The sequence below is a fragment of the Pseudomonas sp. IT-P74 genome (genome assembly GCF_949768175.1).
Classification (GTDB): Bacteria; Pseudomonadota; Gammaproteobacteria; order Pseudomonadales; family Pseudomonadaceae; genus Aquipseudomonas.
In genome coordinates this window covers 1-15,904 of the sequence record NZ_CATKQD010000018.1, presented here as the reverse complement: position 1 = coordinate 15,904, position 15,904 = coordinate 1, and the positions used below count along the sequence as shown (strand labels likewise).

The 15,904-nt window shown below is 62.3% G+C and carries 14 protein-coding genes and 1 pseudogene; 9 read left to right on the top strand and 6 right to left on the bottom strand.

Annotation, left to right across the window (positions count from 1 at the left end):
- Positions 1 to 44: 44 nt before the first annotated feature.
- The gene (locus ACM6J5_RS13545; protein ID WP_095946047.1) at positions 45 to 779 is read right to left on the bottom strand and encodes a helix-turn-helix domain-containing protein; all 735 of its coding nucleotides are present in this window, start codon (positions 777 to 779) and stop codon (positions 45 to 47) included.
- A gap of 315 nt (positions 780 to 1,094) precedes the next feature.
- The gene (locus ACM6J5_RS13540) at positions 1,095 to 2,024 is read right to left on the bottom strand and encodes a LysR family transcriptional regulator (protein ID WP_150673141.1); all 930 of its coding nucleotides are present in this window, start codon (positions 2,022 to 2,024) and stop codon (positions 1,095 to 1,097) included.
- Positions 2,025 to 2,150: 126 nt separating this feature from the next.
- Between ACM6J5_RS13540 and ACM6J5_RS13535 the strand changes: the two genes are divergently transcribed.
- Both ACM6J5_RS13535 and ACM6J5_RS13530 read left to right on the top strand, forming a co-directional pair.
- The gene (locus ACM6J5_RS13535; RefSeq protein WP_414928709.1) at positions 2,151 to 3,164 is read left to right on the top strand and encodes a zinc-binding alcohol dehydrogenase family protein; all 1,014 of its coding nucleotides are present in this window, start codon (positions 2,151 to 2,153) and stop codon (positions 3,162 to 3,164) included.
- 226 nt (positions 3,165 to 3,390) lie between these two features.
- Positions 3,391 to 3,564, top strand: a complete 174-nt coding sequence (locus tag ACM6J5_RS13530; protein WP_414928708.1) for a hypothetical protein — start codon at positions 3,391 to 3,393, stop codon at positions 3,562 to 3,564.
- An 8-nt stretch (positions 3,565 to 3,572) separates the two neighbouring features.
- Here ACM6J5_RS13530 and ACM6J5_RS13525 read toward each other — a convergent pair whose 3' ends face one another.
- A complete protein-coding gene (locus ACM6J5_RS13525; RefSeq protein ID WP_150673142.1) occupies positions 3,573 to 4,769 on the bottom strand; it encodes a multidrug effflux MFS transporter in 1,197 nt (398 codons plus the stop codon).
- Between the two features lie 90 nt (positions 4,770 to 4,859).
- On the bottom strand, positions 4,860 to 5,057 hold the full coding sequence (locus ACM6J5_RS13520; protein WP_095946050.1) for a heavy-metal-associated domain-containing protein: 198 nt from the start codon (positions 5,055 to 5,057) through the stop codon (positions 4,860 to 4,862).
- A gap of 148 nt (positions 5,058 to 5,205) precedes the next feature.
- Here ACM6J5_RS13520 and ACM6J5_RS13515 point away from each other — a divergent pair, with 148 nt between their 5' ends.
- The 3 genes from ACM6J5_RS13515 (at position 5,206) to cueR (ending at position 8,529) form a co-directional block, all read left to right on the top strand.
- Entirely contained in the window at positions 5,206 to 5,589 is a 384-nt protein-coding gene (locus ACM6J5_RS13515; protein WP_095946051.1) for a hypothetical protein, read from the top strand.
- Positions 5,590 to 5,713: 124 nt separating this feature from the next.
- Positions 5,714 to 8,107 (top strand): heavy metal translocating P-type ATPase, encoded by a 2,394-nt coding sequence (locus tag ACM6J5_RS13510; protein WP_414928707.1) that lies wholly within the window; start codon positions 5,714 to 5,716, stop codon positions 8,105 to 8,107.
- Positions 8,104 to 8,529: a Cu(I)-responsive transcriptional regulator gene (cueR, locus tag ACM6J5_RS13505; protein WP_095946053.1), complete on the top strand. Its 426-nt coding sequence runs from the start codon at positions 8,104 to 8,106 to the stop codon at positions 8,527 to 8,529. Before ACM6J5_RS13510 ends, cueR begins: the two co-directional genes overlap by 4 nt.
- Positions 8,530 to 8,669: 140 nt before the next feature.
- On the opposite strand, the gene ACM6J5_RS13500 is transcribed toward cueR, so the two are convergent.
- Positions 8,670 to 9,563 (bottom strand): PA4780 family RIO1-like protein kinase, encoded by an 894-nt coding sequence (locus ACM6J5_RS13500; RefSeq protein ID WP_095944167.1) that lies wholly within the window; start codon positions 9,561 to 9,563, stop codon positions 8,670 to 8,672.
- Positions 9,564 to 10,009: 446 nt separating this feature from the next.
- Here ACM6J5_RS13500 and ACM6J5_RS13495 point away from each other — a divergent pair.
- Positions 10,010 to 11,098, top strand: a pseudogene (locus ACM6J5_RS13495) (cache domain-containing protein); the annotation flags it as partial.
- A gap of 90 nt (positions 11,099 to 11,188) precedes the next feature.
- Positions 11,189 to 11,956, top strand: a complete 768-nt coding sequence (locus tag ACM6J5_RS13490) for a methyl-accepting chemotaxis protein (RefSeq protein ID WP_371920820.1) — start codon at positions 11,189 to 11,191, stop codon at positions 11,954 to 11,956.
- A gap of 124 nt (positions 11,957 to 12,080) precedes the next feature.
- Here ACM6J5_RS13490 and ACM6J5_RS13485 read toward each other — a convergent pair whose 3' ends face one another.
- Complete coding sequence (locus ACM6J5_RS13485; protein ID WP_414928706.1) at positions 12,081 to 13,358, bottom strand: acetyl-CoA C-acetyltransferase; 1,278 nt, start codon at positions 13,356 to 13,358, stop codon at positions 12,081 to 12,083.
- A gap of 222 nt (positions 13,359 to 13,580) precedes the next feature.
- On the opposite strand from ACM6J5_RS13485, the gene ACM6J5_RS13480 reads away from it, so the two are divergent.
- Positions 13,581 to 14,933, top strand: a complete 1,353-nt coding sequence (locus ACM6J5_RS13480; RefSeq protein WP_095944170.1) for a 3-oxoacyl-ACP reductase — start codon at positions 13,581 to 13,583, stop codon at positions 14,931 to 14,933.
- A gap of 2 nt (positions 14,934 to 14,935) precedes the next feature.
- The gene (locus tag ACM6J5_RS13475; protein ID WP_414928705.1) at positions 14,936 to 15,790 is read left to right on the top strand and encodes a MaoC family dehydratase; all 855 of its coding nucleotides are present in this window, start codon (positions 14,936 to 14,938) and stop codon (positions 15,788 to 15,790) included.
- The last annotated feature ends 114 nt before the right edge of the window (positions 15,791 to 15,904 follow it).

Genomic DNA, 15,904 nt, shown 5'->3' with positions numbered 1-15,904 from the left:
CCCAGCCCCGCGGGAGCGAGTACGTTCGCTCCCGCCACGGTGCACTAAAGCGCCATCTCCAACTCGGTTTCCTGGGCAAAGCGATAGATCTCCCGTTGCCCGGAAGCCGTCACCTGCAGGGCTCGGGAATCGTTGGGCAGGCTCAACCACCCCGACTGCATGAACAGCTGCAACAATGCCGCGCCCAGCGAGCCTCCCATGTGCGGGCGTCTTTCGCTCCAGTCAGGGCACGCGCAGGCAACCCTGCCGTTGTGATGGGCCAGCGCCTGGATGAACACGCCCCGTGCCGCCAACTCCGTCGCGCCCTTGAGGGTGACCGTGACCCGCTGATCGAAATGTTCGATCCAGCCTGCCTCCAGCAGTCGCTGATACAGATCGGCGGACAGGGTGCCCCCCAAGTGATCGTCGCACAGTCGGGCACTCAACAATGGCGAACGCACCGCCCGGGGTTTGATCAGAGGCGCGTTACGCTTGAATACGTCCGGAATATCCTGGGGTGCGCTGGCGAAAGTCGCGCTGGCCAGTGCTTCGATTGCCGCCCCGACCTCGGGAGCGGCCAGGCGGAAGAAGCGTTTGCGGCCGCGGTTTTCAACCTTGAGCAGACCTCCGGCGGACAAACGCCCCAAGTGTGCACTGGCCGACGACGATGACAGGCCGGCCAGCAATGCCAACTCTTCGGTTGCCCGTGCCGAACCATCCATCAAGGCCCACATCATTGCGCTGCGCTTTGGGTCAGCCAGCAACGTGGCGATCTGGCTGATGCAAGGTGCATGTTCCATGTATTCACTCCCTGTTGAATCGTTTCGTCTACTGCCCAGAGAAATCTTGACCAGTAATGTGTCGTCGGCCAATCCGTGGAAACTGCCATAAGCCCGACAACGCCTTGCTCACTCATTTGCGCTGCCTGGCCGATGCTGCGTAGGCCAAAAGGATGACCGTGCAGCCGGGCCGACTCGAACGAGGACCCGCCATTGGGGATCGACGCAACTGACATGATGAGGCCGCTAGTATATGCGGGTTGATCGGCGGATCCTTTCCTCCACCCGGCGTAGGTGGTGATCGTACCTGAGGGAAATTTCTCTTTTTTCGTGCGACTAATGATCGATTTCCGAAAAACCTGGAAATTGACTGGTCAAAAGGGTGCATCGGCTGACAAGCATTTCGCGCAACAGCTTCACTGGCTTACTCAATTGTGCGCGATGGGCGCACAACAGATTCAACGGTGCGCGCTCACAGAGCAGCTCCGGCATCAGCACCTTCAAGCGGCCGGCCAGTACATCGGCGGCCACATCGAGCCAGGACTTGTAAGCGATCCCGGCACCCGCCACGGCCCAAAGACGCACGACATCGGCATCGTCACTGAAACGATCGCCGCTGACGGTCAGGCTGACTTCGCGCTTGCCGTCGTGAAAACTCCAGTGATCGTGGACCCGGCTGCCGAGCATGTACAACAGGCAATTGTGCTGTGCCAGTTGCTCCAGATGCCGCGGCTCGCCATGCCGGGCCAGATAGCCGGGAGCGGCGCACAACACCCGGCGGTTCTGCGGGGCGATGGGCAGCGCCACCAGGCTGGAGTCCTCCGGTTCACCGTAGCGCAGGGCAATGTCTACCGGTTGGCGAAACAGGTCGGCGATGCGGTCCCCCAGCAGCAGGCGCACGGTGAGTTTCGGATGCTCGCGTTGAAACTCGTCGAGCCAGGGCAGCAGCAGATTGCGGCCAAAGTCCGATGGCGCCGACAGTTGCAGCACCCCGCTGACCTGGTCCTGCCCCCTGGCCAGCAATCGCCGGCCCTCGTCGAGATTGCTCAGGGCCGCGCGGGCGTATTCGAGAAAGCCCTCGCCTTCGGCGGTCAGGCGCAGGCTGCGGGTCGAACGGGCCAACAATCGGGCGCCGAGTTGCTGTTCGATGCGCTTGAGCGCCGCACTGGCCACGGCCGCCGACATGTCCATGCCCCGCGCGGCGGCGGACAGACTGCCCAGGTCCGCCGCCCGGACAAACAACTGCAAGTCATCGAAACGCAACATCAAGAGCACCGATTATCAAAAAAATATTGAAAGAGACTGCTCTTTTAGCCGGTTTTATCTTCAGGAGAAATAGCCAATCATCTGCCCCATCGAGTCCCTTCTTTTATCAGTGTTCCGGAGCCGCCCATGAAAGCCATTGCCTACTACGCCTCGTTGCCGATCAGTGACGACAAGGCTCTGCAAGACATCGAACTGCCGGAGCCGGTCGCCGGCCCCCGCGACTTGCTGGTGGAAGTCAAAGCCATCTCGGTCAATCCGGTGGACACCAAGATACGCCAGAACGTCCAGCCCGAAGGTGGCGCAGCCAAGGTGTTGGGTTGGGATGTGGCCGGTGTGGTCAAGGCGGTGGGCAGTGAGGTGACGCTGTTCCAGGCCGGCGACAAGGTGTATTACGCCGGTTCCATCGCGCGTGCGGGCGGCAACAGCGAGTTGCATGCGGTGGACGAGCGCATCGTCGGCCGCATGCCAAAAACCCTGGGGTTCGCCGAGGCCGCTGCCCTGCCGCTCACCGCGATCACGGCGTGGGAGCTGTTGTTCGAGCGCCTGCAAGTGCGCGAAGGCAAAACCGACGAAGGCCAGAGCCTGTTGATCGTCGGCGCGGCGGGTGGCGTGGGCTCGACTCTGACGCAACTGGCTCACCAACTGACGGCCCTGAAAGTCATCGGCAGCGCTTCGCGTGCGCAAACCCAAAGCTGGGTGAAAGAACTGGGCGCCGACCTGGTGATCGATCACAGCCAACCACTCTGCGAAGCACTCAAGCGCGCCGGTGTGGATCAGGTCACCCACGTCGCCAGCCTGACGCAAACCGACCAGCACCTGGACCAATTGATCGAGGCATTGGCACCCCAAGGTAAACTGGCGCTGATCGATGACCCCAAGTCGCTGGACGTGACCAAGCTCAAACGCAAGAGTCTGTCACTGCACTGGGAGTTCATGTACACCCGGTCGCTGTTTGAAACCGCGGACATGATCGAGCAACACAACCTGCTCAATCGCGTCGCCTGGCTGATCGATGCCGGGACCCTGAAAACCACGGTGGGCGAACACTTCGGCACGATCAACGCGGCCAATCTGCGCCGTGCCCATGCCCTGCTGGAAAGCGGCAAAGCCAAGGGCAAGATAGTGCTGGAAGGGTTCTGATACGCTGAAAAAAGCCATCGCTAATGTCGTGTTTTCCGTCGGCGACCGGTTAGTTCCGGCCGCCGACAATTCCTCCGGACGCCATCGAAAAGCCGTGTTTTTTTTAGTTACAAACCGTCAGTCAGACAGTTGATCCTTGTCACAATGGTGACCGTATACGGGACTACAATCGAATCTCCTGCGAGGCAGTCTTTTACAAGACATCTTTTACAAGAGGAGTTCGGCTATGAAGATCCTGATAAAAGAACTGGCAAAATCCCAGTGGCAAGTTCGCTTAGACCAACATGCTGTGACGTTCCGCAGCGAAGCAGAAGCTCGCGCTTTCACGCGTACCCTTGAAGCCCGCATCCAGGCCCCTCACCAGATTCCCGTCCTCCTTGCGCAGCGTGCAGTCGGCTGACTCCGGCCTCAAACCTGGGCTTGCGCCAGCGCCCGGGCATTTTGCAAACGCCGGGTGAGCACCGCTGCGCTCACCACCAGAATTCCACACAGGCTGATGACCATGGCCATCGGCACGGCGCTGCCGTCGTGCAGCACACCCACCAATGCGGAGGCGCCGGCAGCCACGCTGAATTGCAGGCAACCGAGCAGCGCCGACGCGCTGCCGGCCCGTGCGCCCTGCCCGTTCATCGCACAGGCCGCGGCGTTGGGGCTGATGCAACCGAGGCTGGCGATACAGATGAACAATGGAATCAGCAACGGCCACAATTGTGCCGGGTGCAGCGAGCTGACAGCCAGCAGGGCCAAACCGGCCGCCAGATAAACCCACACCGCGCGCGCCAGCAGGAACATCGGGCCACGCTTGGCCAGTAACCGCGCGTTGACCTGCGCCACCAGAATGAAGCCCGCCGCATTGGTGCCGAACAGCCAGCCGAAATGCTCGGCCGGAACGCCGTAGAGCTTGATGATGATGAAGGGTGAACCGGCGATGTAGGCAAACATCCCGGCGATGGCGATGCCCCCGGTCAAGGCATGGCCAAGAAATATCGGGTCGGCCAGCAACCGACCGTACTGACGCAGCGCACCCGACAGCGGTTGACGCGGCATGTGGGCCGGCATGCTTTCCGGCAATCCCGTCGCAACCGCCAGCCCCGCCAGCGCACTGAAACCGGTCAAGGCCAGGAAGATCGACTGCCAGCCTGTGGTGTTGACCAACAACCCACCCAACAAGGGCGCGAGGATGGGGGCAAGCCCCATCACCAGCATCAGCTGCGAAAAGACTTTCGCCGACCCCACCGCATCACACTTGTCGCTGACCACCGCCCGGGAAATCACCATCCCCGCGCAGCCGCCCAACGCCTGGATGAAACGCGCGCCGATCAGCCATTCCAGGTTCGGCGCATAGGCGCACGCCACAGATGCAGCGGTGAACAGGCCGACACCGATGAGCAATGGAATGCGTCGCCCGAAACGATCCGCCACCGGGCCATAGGCCAACTGACCGATGGACAGGCCGAGGAAGTACGCCGCCAACGTCATCTGAACGTGATTTTCGTCCGTCCCGAAAGCCAGGGCCATGGCCGGGAAGGCCGGCAGGTAGAAATCGATCGCCAGCGGACCGAAAGCGCTCAAGGCGCCGAGAATCAGAATGGTACGAAAGTTCATCAGGCATCCAGTGGGGCAGAAGTCGGCAGCCCGACAGTCTAGCCGCGCATGGACGCCTTGAACATTCCGGTAGCTCGCTAACTATCAAATTCAGACCAGTTTGACGCCGTAACCCTCTTCGCTGATCACCTCGATCACCTGCTCGGCGGTCAACGCACTTTCGACACCGACCTCCCTGGCCGCCAGGTCGACCCGAACACTGGCCGCCGGGTCTTTGGCCTGGACCGCCTGGGTGATGGCCTTGACGCAGTGACCACAAGACATGCCTTCAACGTTGAACACTTGCATGGGATGACTCCTTTTCCGAGGGTTGAACCCAGTTTCGAGCTTGCCACCATGGCAAGGTCAAGTTCTGAAGTTAGCTGCCGGGCTGGCAATCGGCGCAGTGCTCGGCCAAGCTGCGTCCATCAATGACTCGAACTCAGGAGATTCAGCCATGCGCTGGTCAGTTTTCAGCCTGTTTGGCTTTCTCAGCCTTTTCGCCACCGTGCCTTCGGTCAATGCTGCCGGTCAGGATTATGGCGTGCTGATCATTTCCCGCGAGCGCCTGGAAGTCGCGACCAGTTGCGAAATCGGTGTGTACATCCAGGATCAACTGGCGGCGCGACTGTTTCAGGAACAGAGCACCTCGTTCAACCTGCCGCCGGGCATCGTCTCGCTGCGCCTGAAACTGCTGCCGGGCCAGGTGCCGGGTTGCAACCCGGGCATGCTCGCGCCGGGATCGCAGGATATCCAGCTCAAGGCCGGGGATGTGCTCAAGTACCGGATCGCGATGACACGGGAAGGGATGTACCTGAAACGCGCCGGTCTCGGCTACTGACACAAATCCCACAGGGGATCACAGTCAGGCACAGGCCCCGGGCACTTCCACATCAGATTGGCACTTGACCTTGCCAGCATGGCAAGGTTGATCCTGTGGTCATCTACTACAGGGAGTGCGACCGATGTCCGAATCCACCACGTTCGACCTGCCGATTGCCGGCATGACCTGCGCCAGTTGCGCCGGACGGGTCGAGCGCGCCTTGAGCAACGTCATGGGCGCCAGTGCCGTCAGCGTCAACCTCGCCACTGAGCAGGCGCGGGTGCAAGCCCCCAGCGACAGCCTGCCGGCCCTGATGGATGCCGTGGCCAAGGCCGGCTATCGCGTACCGCAACAGAGCCTGGAATTGAGCATCGACGGCATGACCTGCGCGTCCTGCGTCGGTCGCGTCGAACGTGCGCTGGGCAAGGTTGCCGGAGTGAAAAGCGTCAGCGTCAACCTGGCCAACGAACGCGCCCACCTTGAACTGCTCGGCCAGATCGATCCGCAAACCTTGATCGCGGCCGTGACCAAGGCGGGCTACAGCGCCAGCGTCCGGGAAGCCGAACACCCGACAACCGACCATCAGCAACAGCGCCTGCATCGCGAACGCCTGGCCTTGATCATCGCCATCGCCCTCGCCTTGCCGTTGGTATTGCCGATGCTGCTACAACCGTTCGGCGTGCACTGGATGCTCCCGGCCTGGGCGCAATTCGCCTTGGCTACGCCGGTGCAGTTCATCTTCGGTGCACGGTTCTATATCGCCGCGTGGAAAGCCGTGCGCGCCGGGGCCGGCAACATGGACCTGCTGGTCGCCCTGGGCACCAGCGCCGGGTATGGCTTGAGCCTGTACGAATGGGCCACCGCCGCCGGGCGCATGCCGCATCTGTATTTCGAAGCCTCGGCGGTGGTGATCGCCCTGGTGTTGCTGGGCAAGTACCTGGAAAGCCGCGCCAAGCGCCAGACCGCCAGCGCCATCCGTGCCCTCGAAGCCTTGCGCCCGGAACGGGCGATCCGGGTGAGCGACGGCCACGAGCAAGACGTCGCCATCAGCGCCCTGCGCCTCAATGATCTGGTGATGGTCAAACCCGGCGAACGCTTCCCGGTGGACGGCGAAGTGGTTGAAGGCCAGAGCCATGCCGACGAAGCCCTGATCAGCGGCGAGAGCCTGCCGGTGCCCAAGCAGCCCGGCGACAAAGTCACCGGCGGCGCGATCAACGGTGAAGGTCGGTTGTTGGTGCGCACCCAGGCCCTCGGTGCGGAAACCGTGCTGGCGCGGATCATCCGTCTGGTGGAAGACGCCCAGGCCGCAAAAGCGCCGATCCAGAAACTGGTGGATAAAGTCAGCCAGGTGTTCGTGCCCACCGTGCTGCTGATTGCCTTGACCACCCTGATCGGCTGGTGGCTGTATGGCGCGCCGATGGAAAACGCGCTGATCAACGCCGTGGCGGTGCTGGTGATCGCCTGCCCGTGCGCCTTGGGCCTGGCCACGCCGACGGCGATCATGGCCGGCACCGGCGTGGCGGCGCGCTACGGGATTCTGATCAAGGACGCCGAAGCACTGGAGCGTGCCCATGAAGTCAGCGCGGTGGTGTTCGACAAGACCGGCACCCTGACCTCCGGCGCCCCGCGCATCGCTCATCTGAGTGCCATCGACGGTAATGAGGCGCGCCTGCTGCAATTGGCCGGCGCCCTGCAACGCGGCAGTGAGCATCCGCTGGCCAAGGCTGTTCTGGATGCCTGTACCGAGCGTGGATTGAGGGTGGCCGATGTCAGCGACAGCCAGTCCCTGACTGGTCGCGGCATCGCCGGCAGCCTCGAAGAGCGTCGCCTGGCGCTGGGCAATCGGCGCCTGCTGGAGGACAGCGACTTGAATGCCGGGCCATTGGCCGACTCGGCGACCGCGTGGGAAAAAGAAGGCCGGACCTTGTCCTGGCTGATCGAACAATCCCCCGAACCACAGGTGCTGGGCCTGTTCGCCTTCGGTGACACCCTCAAGCCCGGCGCGCTGCAAGCGGTGCAACAACTCAGCGCACGGAACATCAGCAGCCACCTGCTGACCGGCGACAATCGCGGCAGCGCCAAGGTGGTCGCCGAGGCGCTGGGCATCCACGATGTGCATGCCGAAGTGCTGCCGGCAGACAAAGCCGCCACGGTCGCCGCACTGAAACAAACCGGCGTGGTGGCGATGGTCGGCGACGGCATCAACGACGCCCCGGCACTGGCTGCCGCCGACATCGGCATCGCCATGGGCGGCGGCACCGACGTCGCCATGCACGCGGCCGGCATTACCCTGATGCGCGGTGATCCGCGACTGGTGCCGGCTGCGCTGGAGATCAGCCGCAAGACCTACGCCAAGATTCGCCAGAATCTGTTCTGGGCTTTCGTCTATAACCTGATCGGCATTCCGCTGGCGGCGTTCGGCTTCCTCAATCCAGTGCTGGCCGGTGCGGCGATGGCGTTGTCGAGCGTCAGCGTGGTGAGCAATGCGCTACTGTTGAAAACCTGGAAACCCAAGGACCTGGAGGACAACCGATGAACATCGGCCAAGCGGCCCGCCACAGCGGCCTGAGCGCAAAGATGATCCGTTATTACGAATCCATCGGTCTGCTCAAGGCAGCCCATCGCACTGACAGCGGCTACCGGGTGTATGGCGATGACGACCTGCACACACTGGCGTTCATCAAACGCTCGCGGGACCTGGGGTTTTCCCTGGAAGAGGTCGGAAAACTGCTGACCCTCTGGCAGGACCGCCAGCGTGCCAGCGCCGATGTGAAGGCCCTGGCCCGCCAGCATATCGATGAGTTGAACCAGAAGATCCGTGAGCTCGGCCAGTTGCGCGATACCTTGCAGGATCTGGTCGAGCACTGTCAGGGCGATCATCGGCCGGATTGCCCGATTCTGAAGAATCTGGAGTCGGGGTGTTGTGTCACCCCTACCAACCACCGCAGCTCCCTGTAGGAGTGAGCCTGCTCGCGATAGCGATCTGCCTGACACATCAATATTGAAAGTACCGACGCTATCGCGAGCAGGCTCACTCCTACAGGGGGTTTGTGTTGCGCACAAAAAACCCGGCCGAAGCCGGGTTTTTCTTTAACCGATCACTGCATCCACGGTGGAGGCGGTTCTTCGGTCTTGCCCGGCGGCGCATCGTCCGCCGCACGCACGGCTTGCTTGCGCTCTTCATCCAGGCGCGCGGCCTCGATCTCGCGCATGATTCCGCCCACGTCGGCCAGCTCTTCGGTGTCGGCGAACTCGCCGGTCAGGACACTGGCCGGGTGCAAGGTGCCGGCCTCGTACAAGGCCCACATTTCCTTGGCGTACTTGGTCTTCTTCAACTCCGGCGCAAACCGCCCGAAGTAGGACGCCATGTTGCCCACATCCCGCTCCAGCATGCTGAACGCGTGGTTGTTGCCCGCCGCGTCCACCGCCTGCGGCAGGTCGATGATGACCGGGCCGGTCGGCGTCAGCAGCACGTTGAACTCGGACAGGTCGCCGTGCACCAGACCGGTACACAGCATCAGCACGATCTGGGAAATCAGATACGCGTGATACTCGCGGGCCTGGTCCGGCTCCAGCACCACATCGTTCAGGCGCGGCGCGGCATCACCGTACTCGTCGGCCACCAGCTCCATGAGCAGCACGCCTTCGAGGAAGTCGAACGGCTTGGGCACCCGCACACCGGCACTGGCCAGACGGAACAGCGCCGCCACTTCGGCGTTCTGCCAGGCGTCCTCGGTTTCCTTGCGGCCAAACTTCGAGCCTTTGGCCATCGCACGGGCCTGACGGCTGTTGCGCACCTTGCGGCCTTCCTGGTATTCGGCCGCCTGACGGAAACTGCGTTTATTCGCCTCCTTGTAGACCTTCGCGCAACGCAACTCGTTGCCGCAGCGCACCACATAAACAGCTGCTTCTTTACCACTCATGAGTGGGCGCAGCACCTCGTCGACCAGACCGTCCTCGATCAGGGGTTCAATGCGTTTTGGAGTCTTCATCAGCTTTTATTGTGGGTCCTTTATTACCAAACACGCGAAAGTCATTCGTTATACGGCAATCCACTCACGGGGGGGAGGGGTTGCCGACTTATGAACATTGCAGATGCACAGAATGTACCGATTTCATCAGGTAAAACCGACGACCGTCATGGTCGTTCCAGATCATAGCCGAGCCTGCGTCACTTGTTGTGCAGGGGCATTGAGGGCAATTGCGACAGAAGCTGACAACACAACTCTTAGCCTCCGTAGAATTTTTCCCAACAGGCCTCAATTTCCTCCGACAACAGCCGAAGTCCTAAGGGACAAAGTGATTTGTCCGACAATCGCTGCCACAACAAAAGCGTTGCCGCACTCAAGGACCCGGGTTGACCAAGAACGATTACGGCTGCCAATAAAACCGCGAGTCATCTGCACTGCGTGGGCCTACAAGAAAATCTGGAGCGCGGATGAACATCAAACAGAAGTTGACCTGGGCGTTTGCAATCATCGCCTGTCTGCCCGTGGTGCTGGTCGCCACCCTCGTTGTGCTGAACCTGCGCAGTGATGCCAGGGACGAATTCGTCGACGGCAGCGCCCGCGAGATTCGTCAGGTCAGCAATGCCATGCAATTGTTCTTTGACGGCATCAGCCAGAACGTCGATTACCTGGCCAAGCAGCCGCTGATCCGAAACTCCGACGACAGCCTCAAGACCTACATGGCCGCCAACGCCGAGAGCGTCCCCCAGGGCGAGGCGGACAAAAAAGTCTTCACCCTGCTCCAGGACCTGGGCAACAGCCACCCGGCGTACGCCTATGCCATCCTCGGCACGGCAGCAGGCGGCTATGTGTCGTGGCCGGATGATCCAAAGCTGAATAACTATGACCCGCGCCAGCGCCCCTGGTACAAGACGGCCCAGGCCAAACCGGGCAAGCCGTTCCGCACCGAGGCCTATTACTGGGCCCAGGACGACGCGACCTACGTCAGCACCGTGCGCACCATCGACAACAAGCTGGGTACCAACGGCGGCGTGGTCAGCATCGACGTGACGCTCAAGCAGCTCACCGAAATCGTCAAACAGATCAAGCTCGGTGAAACCGGCTACCTGATGCTGCTGGAAAACACCGGCATGGTCCTGGTGGATCCGAAACAACCGGAACACAACTTCAAACCGCTGAACAGCCTTGGCGACGGCTACGCGCAACTGGCCAAGGCCGGCAAGGGCCTGGTGGAAGTGGAGCTCAATGGCGAGCACTACATGGCCAATGTCTGGCCATCGGAGCAACTGGGCTGGACCTTCATCGGCCTGATCAAACAGGACGACGTGATGAGCTCCGCGACCCGGTTGACCTGGTTGATCGCCATCATCGCCGCCGTCCTGGCCGTCATCTTCGCTATCGTCGGCGCCAGTTTCGCCAGCCTCATCGTGCGCCCGATCCGCAGCGTGGCCAGCGGCCTGGAAGGCATCGCCCAGGGCGAAGGCGACCTGACCCAGAACCTGCAAATCCGTGGCAACGATGAAACCGCGCAACTGGCCAACTGGTTCAACCAGTTCCTGACCGCGATTCGCAACCTGATCCAGAACATCGGCGGCGCGGCGGGCAAGATCCTCGCCACGTCCAAGAGTTCGACCCAGGTCTCCAGCGACATGGCCGAAGCCGCCGGACGCCAGCGTGAAGCGGTGGACATGGTCTCCACGGCGTTCCACGAAATGGTCGCCACCGCCAACGAAGTCGCGCGCTCTTGCAGCCAGGCGGCGGAGTCTGCCGACAGTGGCCAGCGCCAGGCGCGCGAAGGTCAGCAGCAGATCGATGCGGCGGTGAACAGCGTTGATCGCCTGAGCCAGGAAATCGAACAGTCGGCCCAGTCGATGCAACAACTCGAACGCGACAGCAACGACATTCAGTCGATCCTGGGGACCATCCGCTCGATCGCTGAACAGACCAACCTGCTGGCACTGAACGCCGCGATCGAAGCGGCCCGGGCCGGAGAACAGGGACGCGGCTTTGCCGTGGTGGCTGACGAAGTACGCGCCCTGGCCAAACGCACGGCCGACTCCACGGCGGAAATCGACGGCCTGCTGGGCAACCTGGCCAAACGCACCAGCCAGGTAACCCAACAGATGCACGCCAGCCTGGAAGTGTCCCAGCAATCGGTGACGCGCATCGGTGAGGCGCGCAGCAGCTTCGGGCAGATCCGCGAGTCGGTGGACGTGATCCGCGACATGAACACCCAGATCGCCACGGCGGCGGAACAACAGCATCAAGTGGCCGAAGACATCAACCGGCACATCAGCCAGATCCATGGCGATGCGCAGTTGGTGGCGGAACTGGCCAACTCGGCGCGCCTGGATTCCCAGAGCCTGGCCGGGTTGTCCAATGAACTGGACGGGTTGGTGCGCAGGTTCCGTACCTGATTCGCAACCTCACCACTAAACCCTGTGGGAGCGAGCCTGCTCGCGATGAGGCCATCAGCTTCAACATCCATGTTGACTGATATGCCGCCATCGCGAGCAGGCTCGCTCCTACAGTCGTTTTTGCCTAGCGTTCGATGATGGCGGTCACACCCTGCCCGCCCGCCGCACAGATCGAAATCAGTCCCCGCCCCTTGCCCGCCGCATCCAGCAACTTCGCCAGGTTGGCGACGATGCGCCCGCCCGTAGCGGCAAACGGATGCCCCGCCGCCAGTGAACTGCCCTTGACGTTGAGCCTGCTGCGCTCGATCGAGCCCAACGGCGCATCGAGCCCGAGACGGGTTTTGCAGTACTCGGGATCTTCCCAGGCCTTCAAGGTGCACAGCACTTGCGCGGCGAAGGCTTCGTGGATTTCGTAGTAGTCGAAGTCCTGCAAGGTCAGGCCATTGCGCGCGAGCAAACGCGGCACGGCGTAGACCGGCGCCATCAACAAGCCTTCGGCGCCATTGACGAAATCCACTGCCGCCGCCTCGCCGTCACGCCAGTAGGCCAGAATCGGTAACCCGCGTGCCTTGGCCCATTCTTCGCTGCCCAGCAGCACCAGTGACGCACCATCGGTCAACGGCGTGGAGTTACCTGCGGTCAGAGTGCCCTTGGCGCTTTTCTCATAGGCGGGCTTGAGCGCGGCGAGCTTTTCCAGCGTGGAATCCGGGCGCAGGTTGTTGTCGCGGGTCAGGCCCAGGAATGGCGTCATCAGGTCGTTGTGCCAGCCCTCGGCGTAGGACGCAGCCAGTTTCTGATGGCTCTCAAGCGCCAATTGATCCTGTGCTTCGCGAGGGATACTCCAGGTCTGGGCCATCAGCTCGCAATGCTGGCCCATGGACAACCCGGTACGCGGCTCGCCGTTGCGCGGAAATTCGGGGATCAGATGTTTGGGACGCAATTGCAGGAAGGTTTTCAGTTTGTCGCCGGTGGTTTTCGCGCGGTTGGCTTGCAGGAGGATTTTACGCAGGCCTTCGCTGACACTGATCGGCGCATCCGAGGTGGTGTCCACGCCACCGGCAATGCCGCAGTCGATCTGGCCGAGGGCAATTTTGTTCGCCACCAGCAACGCCGCTTCCAGCCCGGTCCCACACGCCTGCTGGATGTCATAGGCCGGAGTGGCGGGCGACAGACGCGAACCGAGTACACACTCGCGCGTGAGGTTCATGTCCCGCGACAACTTGAGCACGGCCCCGGCGACCACTTCTCCGATGCGCTGGCCATGCAGGTTGTAACGTTCGATCAGGCCCTCGAGGGCTGCGGTGAGCATCACCTGGTTACTGGCCGTGGCGTAGGGGCCGTTGGAGCGGGCGAAAGGAATCCGGTTACCGCCGATGATCGCGACGCGGCGCAGTTGGGTCATAAAGAACTCCTGACAAAAGACCTGATGTAAACACTAACCCTGTGGGAGCGAGCCTGCTCGCGAAGAGGTCAGCACATGCAACATCGATGTTGGCTGATACACCGCCATCGCGAGCAAGCTCGCTCCTACAATGTAACCAAGCGTAGGCCTTATCTCGTGGATCGAACGACTGATCGCCATTCATGGTCCACACTTTGATCCCCAGCTTTCGGAGCGCGTTCCATGTCTGACCGCTATATCGACTTCGCCAATTCGTCCATCGGCCATCGCCTGGTCGGCGCCCTGGGGTTGCCGGCGCCGAGTAGACTGGAGCGCTGGCAAGCGGGCCGGTTGCGACCTGTAGACGGCGCGCTGCTGATCGGCGGCGGGCCATTGGCCGAACACGTCAGCGCCTTCGCCAACCGCCTGACCGACGCGATCTACAGCTACGGCACCGAGCCTTCGATGGCCACGGCCTGGATTCCCGGCCATGGCCCGAAACTCAAGGCCGTGGTGTTCGACGCCAGCGACCTGCTGCACACCGATCAGCTCAAGCAACTGCGCGAGTTTTTCCAGCCGCTGATGAAGAACCTCGAACACTGTGCGCACCTGGTGATTCTCGGACGCGATCCGCAAACCCTGCGCGACCCGTTCGCCGCCAGTGCCCAGCGTGCCCTGGAAGGTTTCAGCCGTTCCCTGGCCAAGGAGTTGCGCAGCGGTGGCACCCTGCAATTGATCTATGTCGGCGAAGGGGCCGAGGCACAACTGGAAGGCCCACTGCGGTTTTTCCTCTCACCGAAAAGCGCCTTCGTGTCCGGCCAAGTCATTCGCTTGAATCCGTGCGCGACGCCAGTCACCGACTGGACACGCCCGCTCGCCGGGCGCAAGGCACTGGTCACCGGCGCAGCACGCGGTATCGGTGCCGCCATCGCCGAAACCCTGGCCCGTGATGGTGCCGACGTCACCCTGCTCGACGTGCCCTCGGCCAAAACCGATCTCGAAGCACTCGCCGCACGCCTGGGCGGGCGGAGCATCACTCTCGACATCTGCGCCGAAGACGCCGCCACGCCGTTGGTCGAACAATTGCCCGACGGCCTCGATATCGTGGTGCACAACGCCGGCATCACCCGGGATAAAACCCTGGCCAACATGACCCCGGAATTCTGGGACGCGGTGCTGGCGGTCAACCTCAACGCGCCGCAAGCGCTGACCAAAGCCCTGCTCGACAGCGGCACCCTGCACGACAACGGCCGGGTGATCCTACTGGCGTCCATCAGCGGCATCGCCGGCAATCGCGGGCAAACCAATTACGCGGCGAGCAAGGCCGGGTTGATCGGTCTGGCACAAGCCTGGGCGCCACTGCTCCACGAGCGCGGCATCAGCATCAATGCCGTGGCGCCGGGCTTCATCGAAACACAGATGACCGCACACATTCCCTTCGGCCTGCGCGAAGCGGGACGGCGTATGAGTTCCCTCGGCCAGGGTGGCCTGCCGCAAGACGTCGCCGAGGCCGTGGCCTGGCTCGCGCAACCGGGCACCGGCGCGTTCACCGGGCAAGCGTTGCGTGTGTGCGGACAAAGCGCTCTGGGAGCTTAAGGATGATCACCGACTGGCACACACTCAACCGCGAACCCGGCCTGACGGGGTCGTACGCACGAGCGGCGACACGACGCAAAATCACCGGCAGCCGCCTGCCCGACTCGGGTTTGCGTTGCTGGGTCGAAGTCGATTCCAAGCACCTGGCGGCTTATCGCAAGGTCTGTGGTTTCGCCGACAACGGTCTGCTGCCACCGACCTACCCGCACATCCTCGGGTTTGCCTTGCAGATGCAGTTGCTCACAGCCAGGGACTTCCCGTTCCCGCTGCTGGGCCTGATTCACCTGAGCAACCGCATTAGAGTACTGCGCCCCATGGGCGGGGTGAGTCGGGTGCGCGTCAGCGTGCGAGTGCAGAACCTGCAACCCCACGCCAAAGGCGCGACGTTCGATCTGCTGACCAGCCTCGACGATCAGTTGGGCCCGTTGTGGAAAGCAGAAAGCCGGATGCTCTGTCGCGGCGTCAAACTGAAGGGCGAACCGCTTGAAGAGCCCCCGGTATCGAGCCTGGCCCTGAGCGAAATCGAACACTGGAAAGCGCCCTCGGACATCGGCCGGCAATACGCCAGGGTGTCGGGCGACTACAACCCGATTCACCTGAGCACGGCCAGCGCCAAACTCTTCGGCTTCCCGACCGCCATCGCTCACGGCCTGTGGAACAAGGCACGCACATTGGCTGCGCTGGCCGGACATCTTCCAGCGGCGAATGTCGAAATCGCCGTGCAGTTCAAGAAGCCGGTACGGTTGCCCAGTGAAGTGACGTTGCTGGCCAGCGAGCCGGGGCCGAACGGGGATTTTCAACTGATGGGTGCCGGGGAGCTGGAGCATATGATCGGGCATTGGCGGCCGATGGCCTGACAAGGCTGATGTCTGTGGCGAGGGAGCTTGCTCCCGATGGCTGCATACATTCAGACAATCAGGCCGGCCGGTAGGCCGCCATCACGAGCAAGCTCGCTCCCACAGGTACTGAGT

Coding starts and splice junctions, on each gene's coding strand:
- ACM6J5_RS13545 (WP_095946047.1), bottom strand. CDS start 779: ATGGAACATGCACCTTGCATCAGCCAGATCGCCACGTTGCTGGCTGAC.
- ACM6J5_RS13540 (WP_150673141.1), bottom strand. CDS start 2,024: ATGTTGCGTTTCGATGACTTGCAGTTGTTTGTCCGGGCGGCGGACCTG.
- ACM6J5_RS13535 (WP_414928709.1), top strand. CDS start 2,151: ATGAAAGCCATTGCCTACTACGCCTCGTTGCCGATCAGTGACGACAAG.
- ACM6J5_RS13530 (WP_414928708.1), top strand. CDS start 3,391: ATGAAGATCCTGATAAAAGAACTGGCAAAATCCCAGTGGCAAGTTCGC.
- ACM6J5_RS13525 (WP_150673142.1), bottom strand. CDS start 4,769: ATGAACTTTCGTACCATTCTGATTCTCGGCGCCTTGAGCGCTTTCGGT.
- ACM6J5_RS13520 (WP_095946050.1), bottom strand. CDS start 5,057: ATGCAAGTGTTCAACGTTGAAGGCATGTCTTGTGGTCACTGCGTCAAG.
- ACM6J5_RS13515 (WP_095946051.1), top strand. CDS start 5,206: ATGCGCTGGTCAGTTTTCAGCCTGTTTGGCTTTCTCAGCCTTTTCGCC.
- ACM6J5_RS13510 (WP_414928707.1), top strand. CDS start 5,714: ATGTCCGAATCCACCACGTTCGACCTGCCGATTGCCGGCATGACCTGC.
- cueR (WP_095946053.1), top strand. CDS start 8,104: ATGAACATCGGCCAAGCGGCCCGCCACAGCGGCCTGAGCGCAAAGATG.
- ACM6J5_RS13500 (WP_095944167.1), bottom strand. CDS start 9,563: ATGAAGACTCCAAAACGCATTGAACCCCTGATCGAGGACGGTCTGGTC.
- ACM6J5_RS13490 (WP_371920820.1), top strand. CDS start 11,189: ATGGCCGAAGCCGCCGGACGCCAGCGTGAAGCGGTGGACATGGTCTCC.
- ACM6J5_RS13485 (WP_414928706.1), bottom strand. CDS start 13,358: ATGACCCAACTGCGCCGCGTCGCGATCATCGGCGGTAACCGGATTCCT.
- ACM6J5_RS13480 (WP_095944170.1), top strand. CDS start 13,581: ATGTCTGACCGCTATATCGACTTCGCCAATTCGTCCATCGGCCATCGC.
- ACM6J5_RS13475 (WP_414928705.1), top strand. CDS start 14,936: ATGATCACCGACTGGCACACACTCAACCGCGAACCCGGCCTGACGGGG.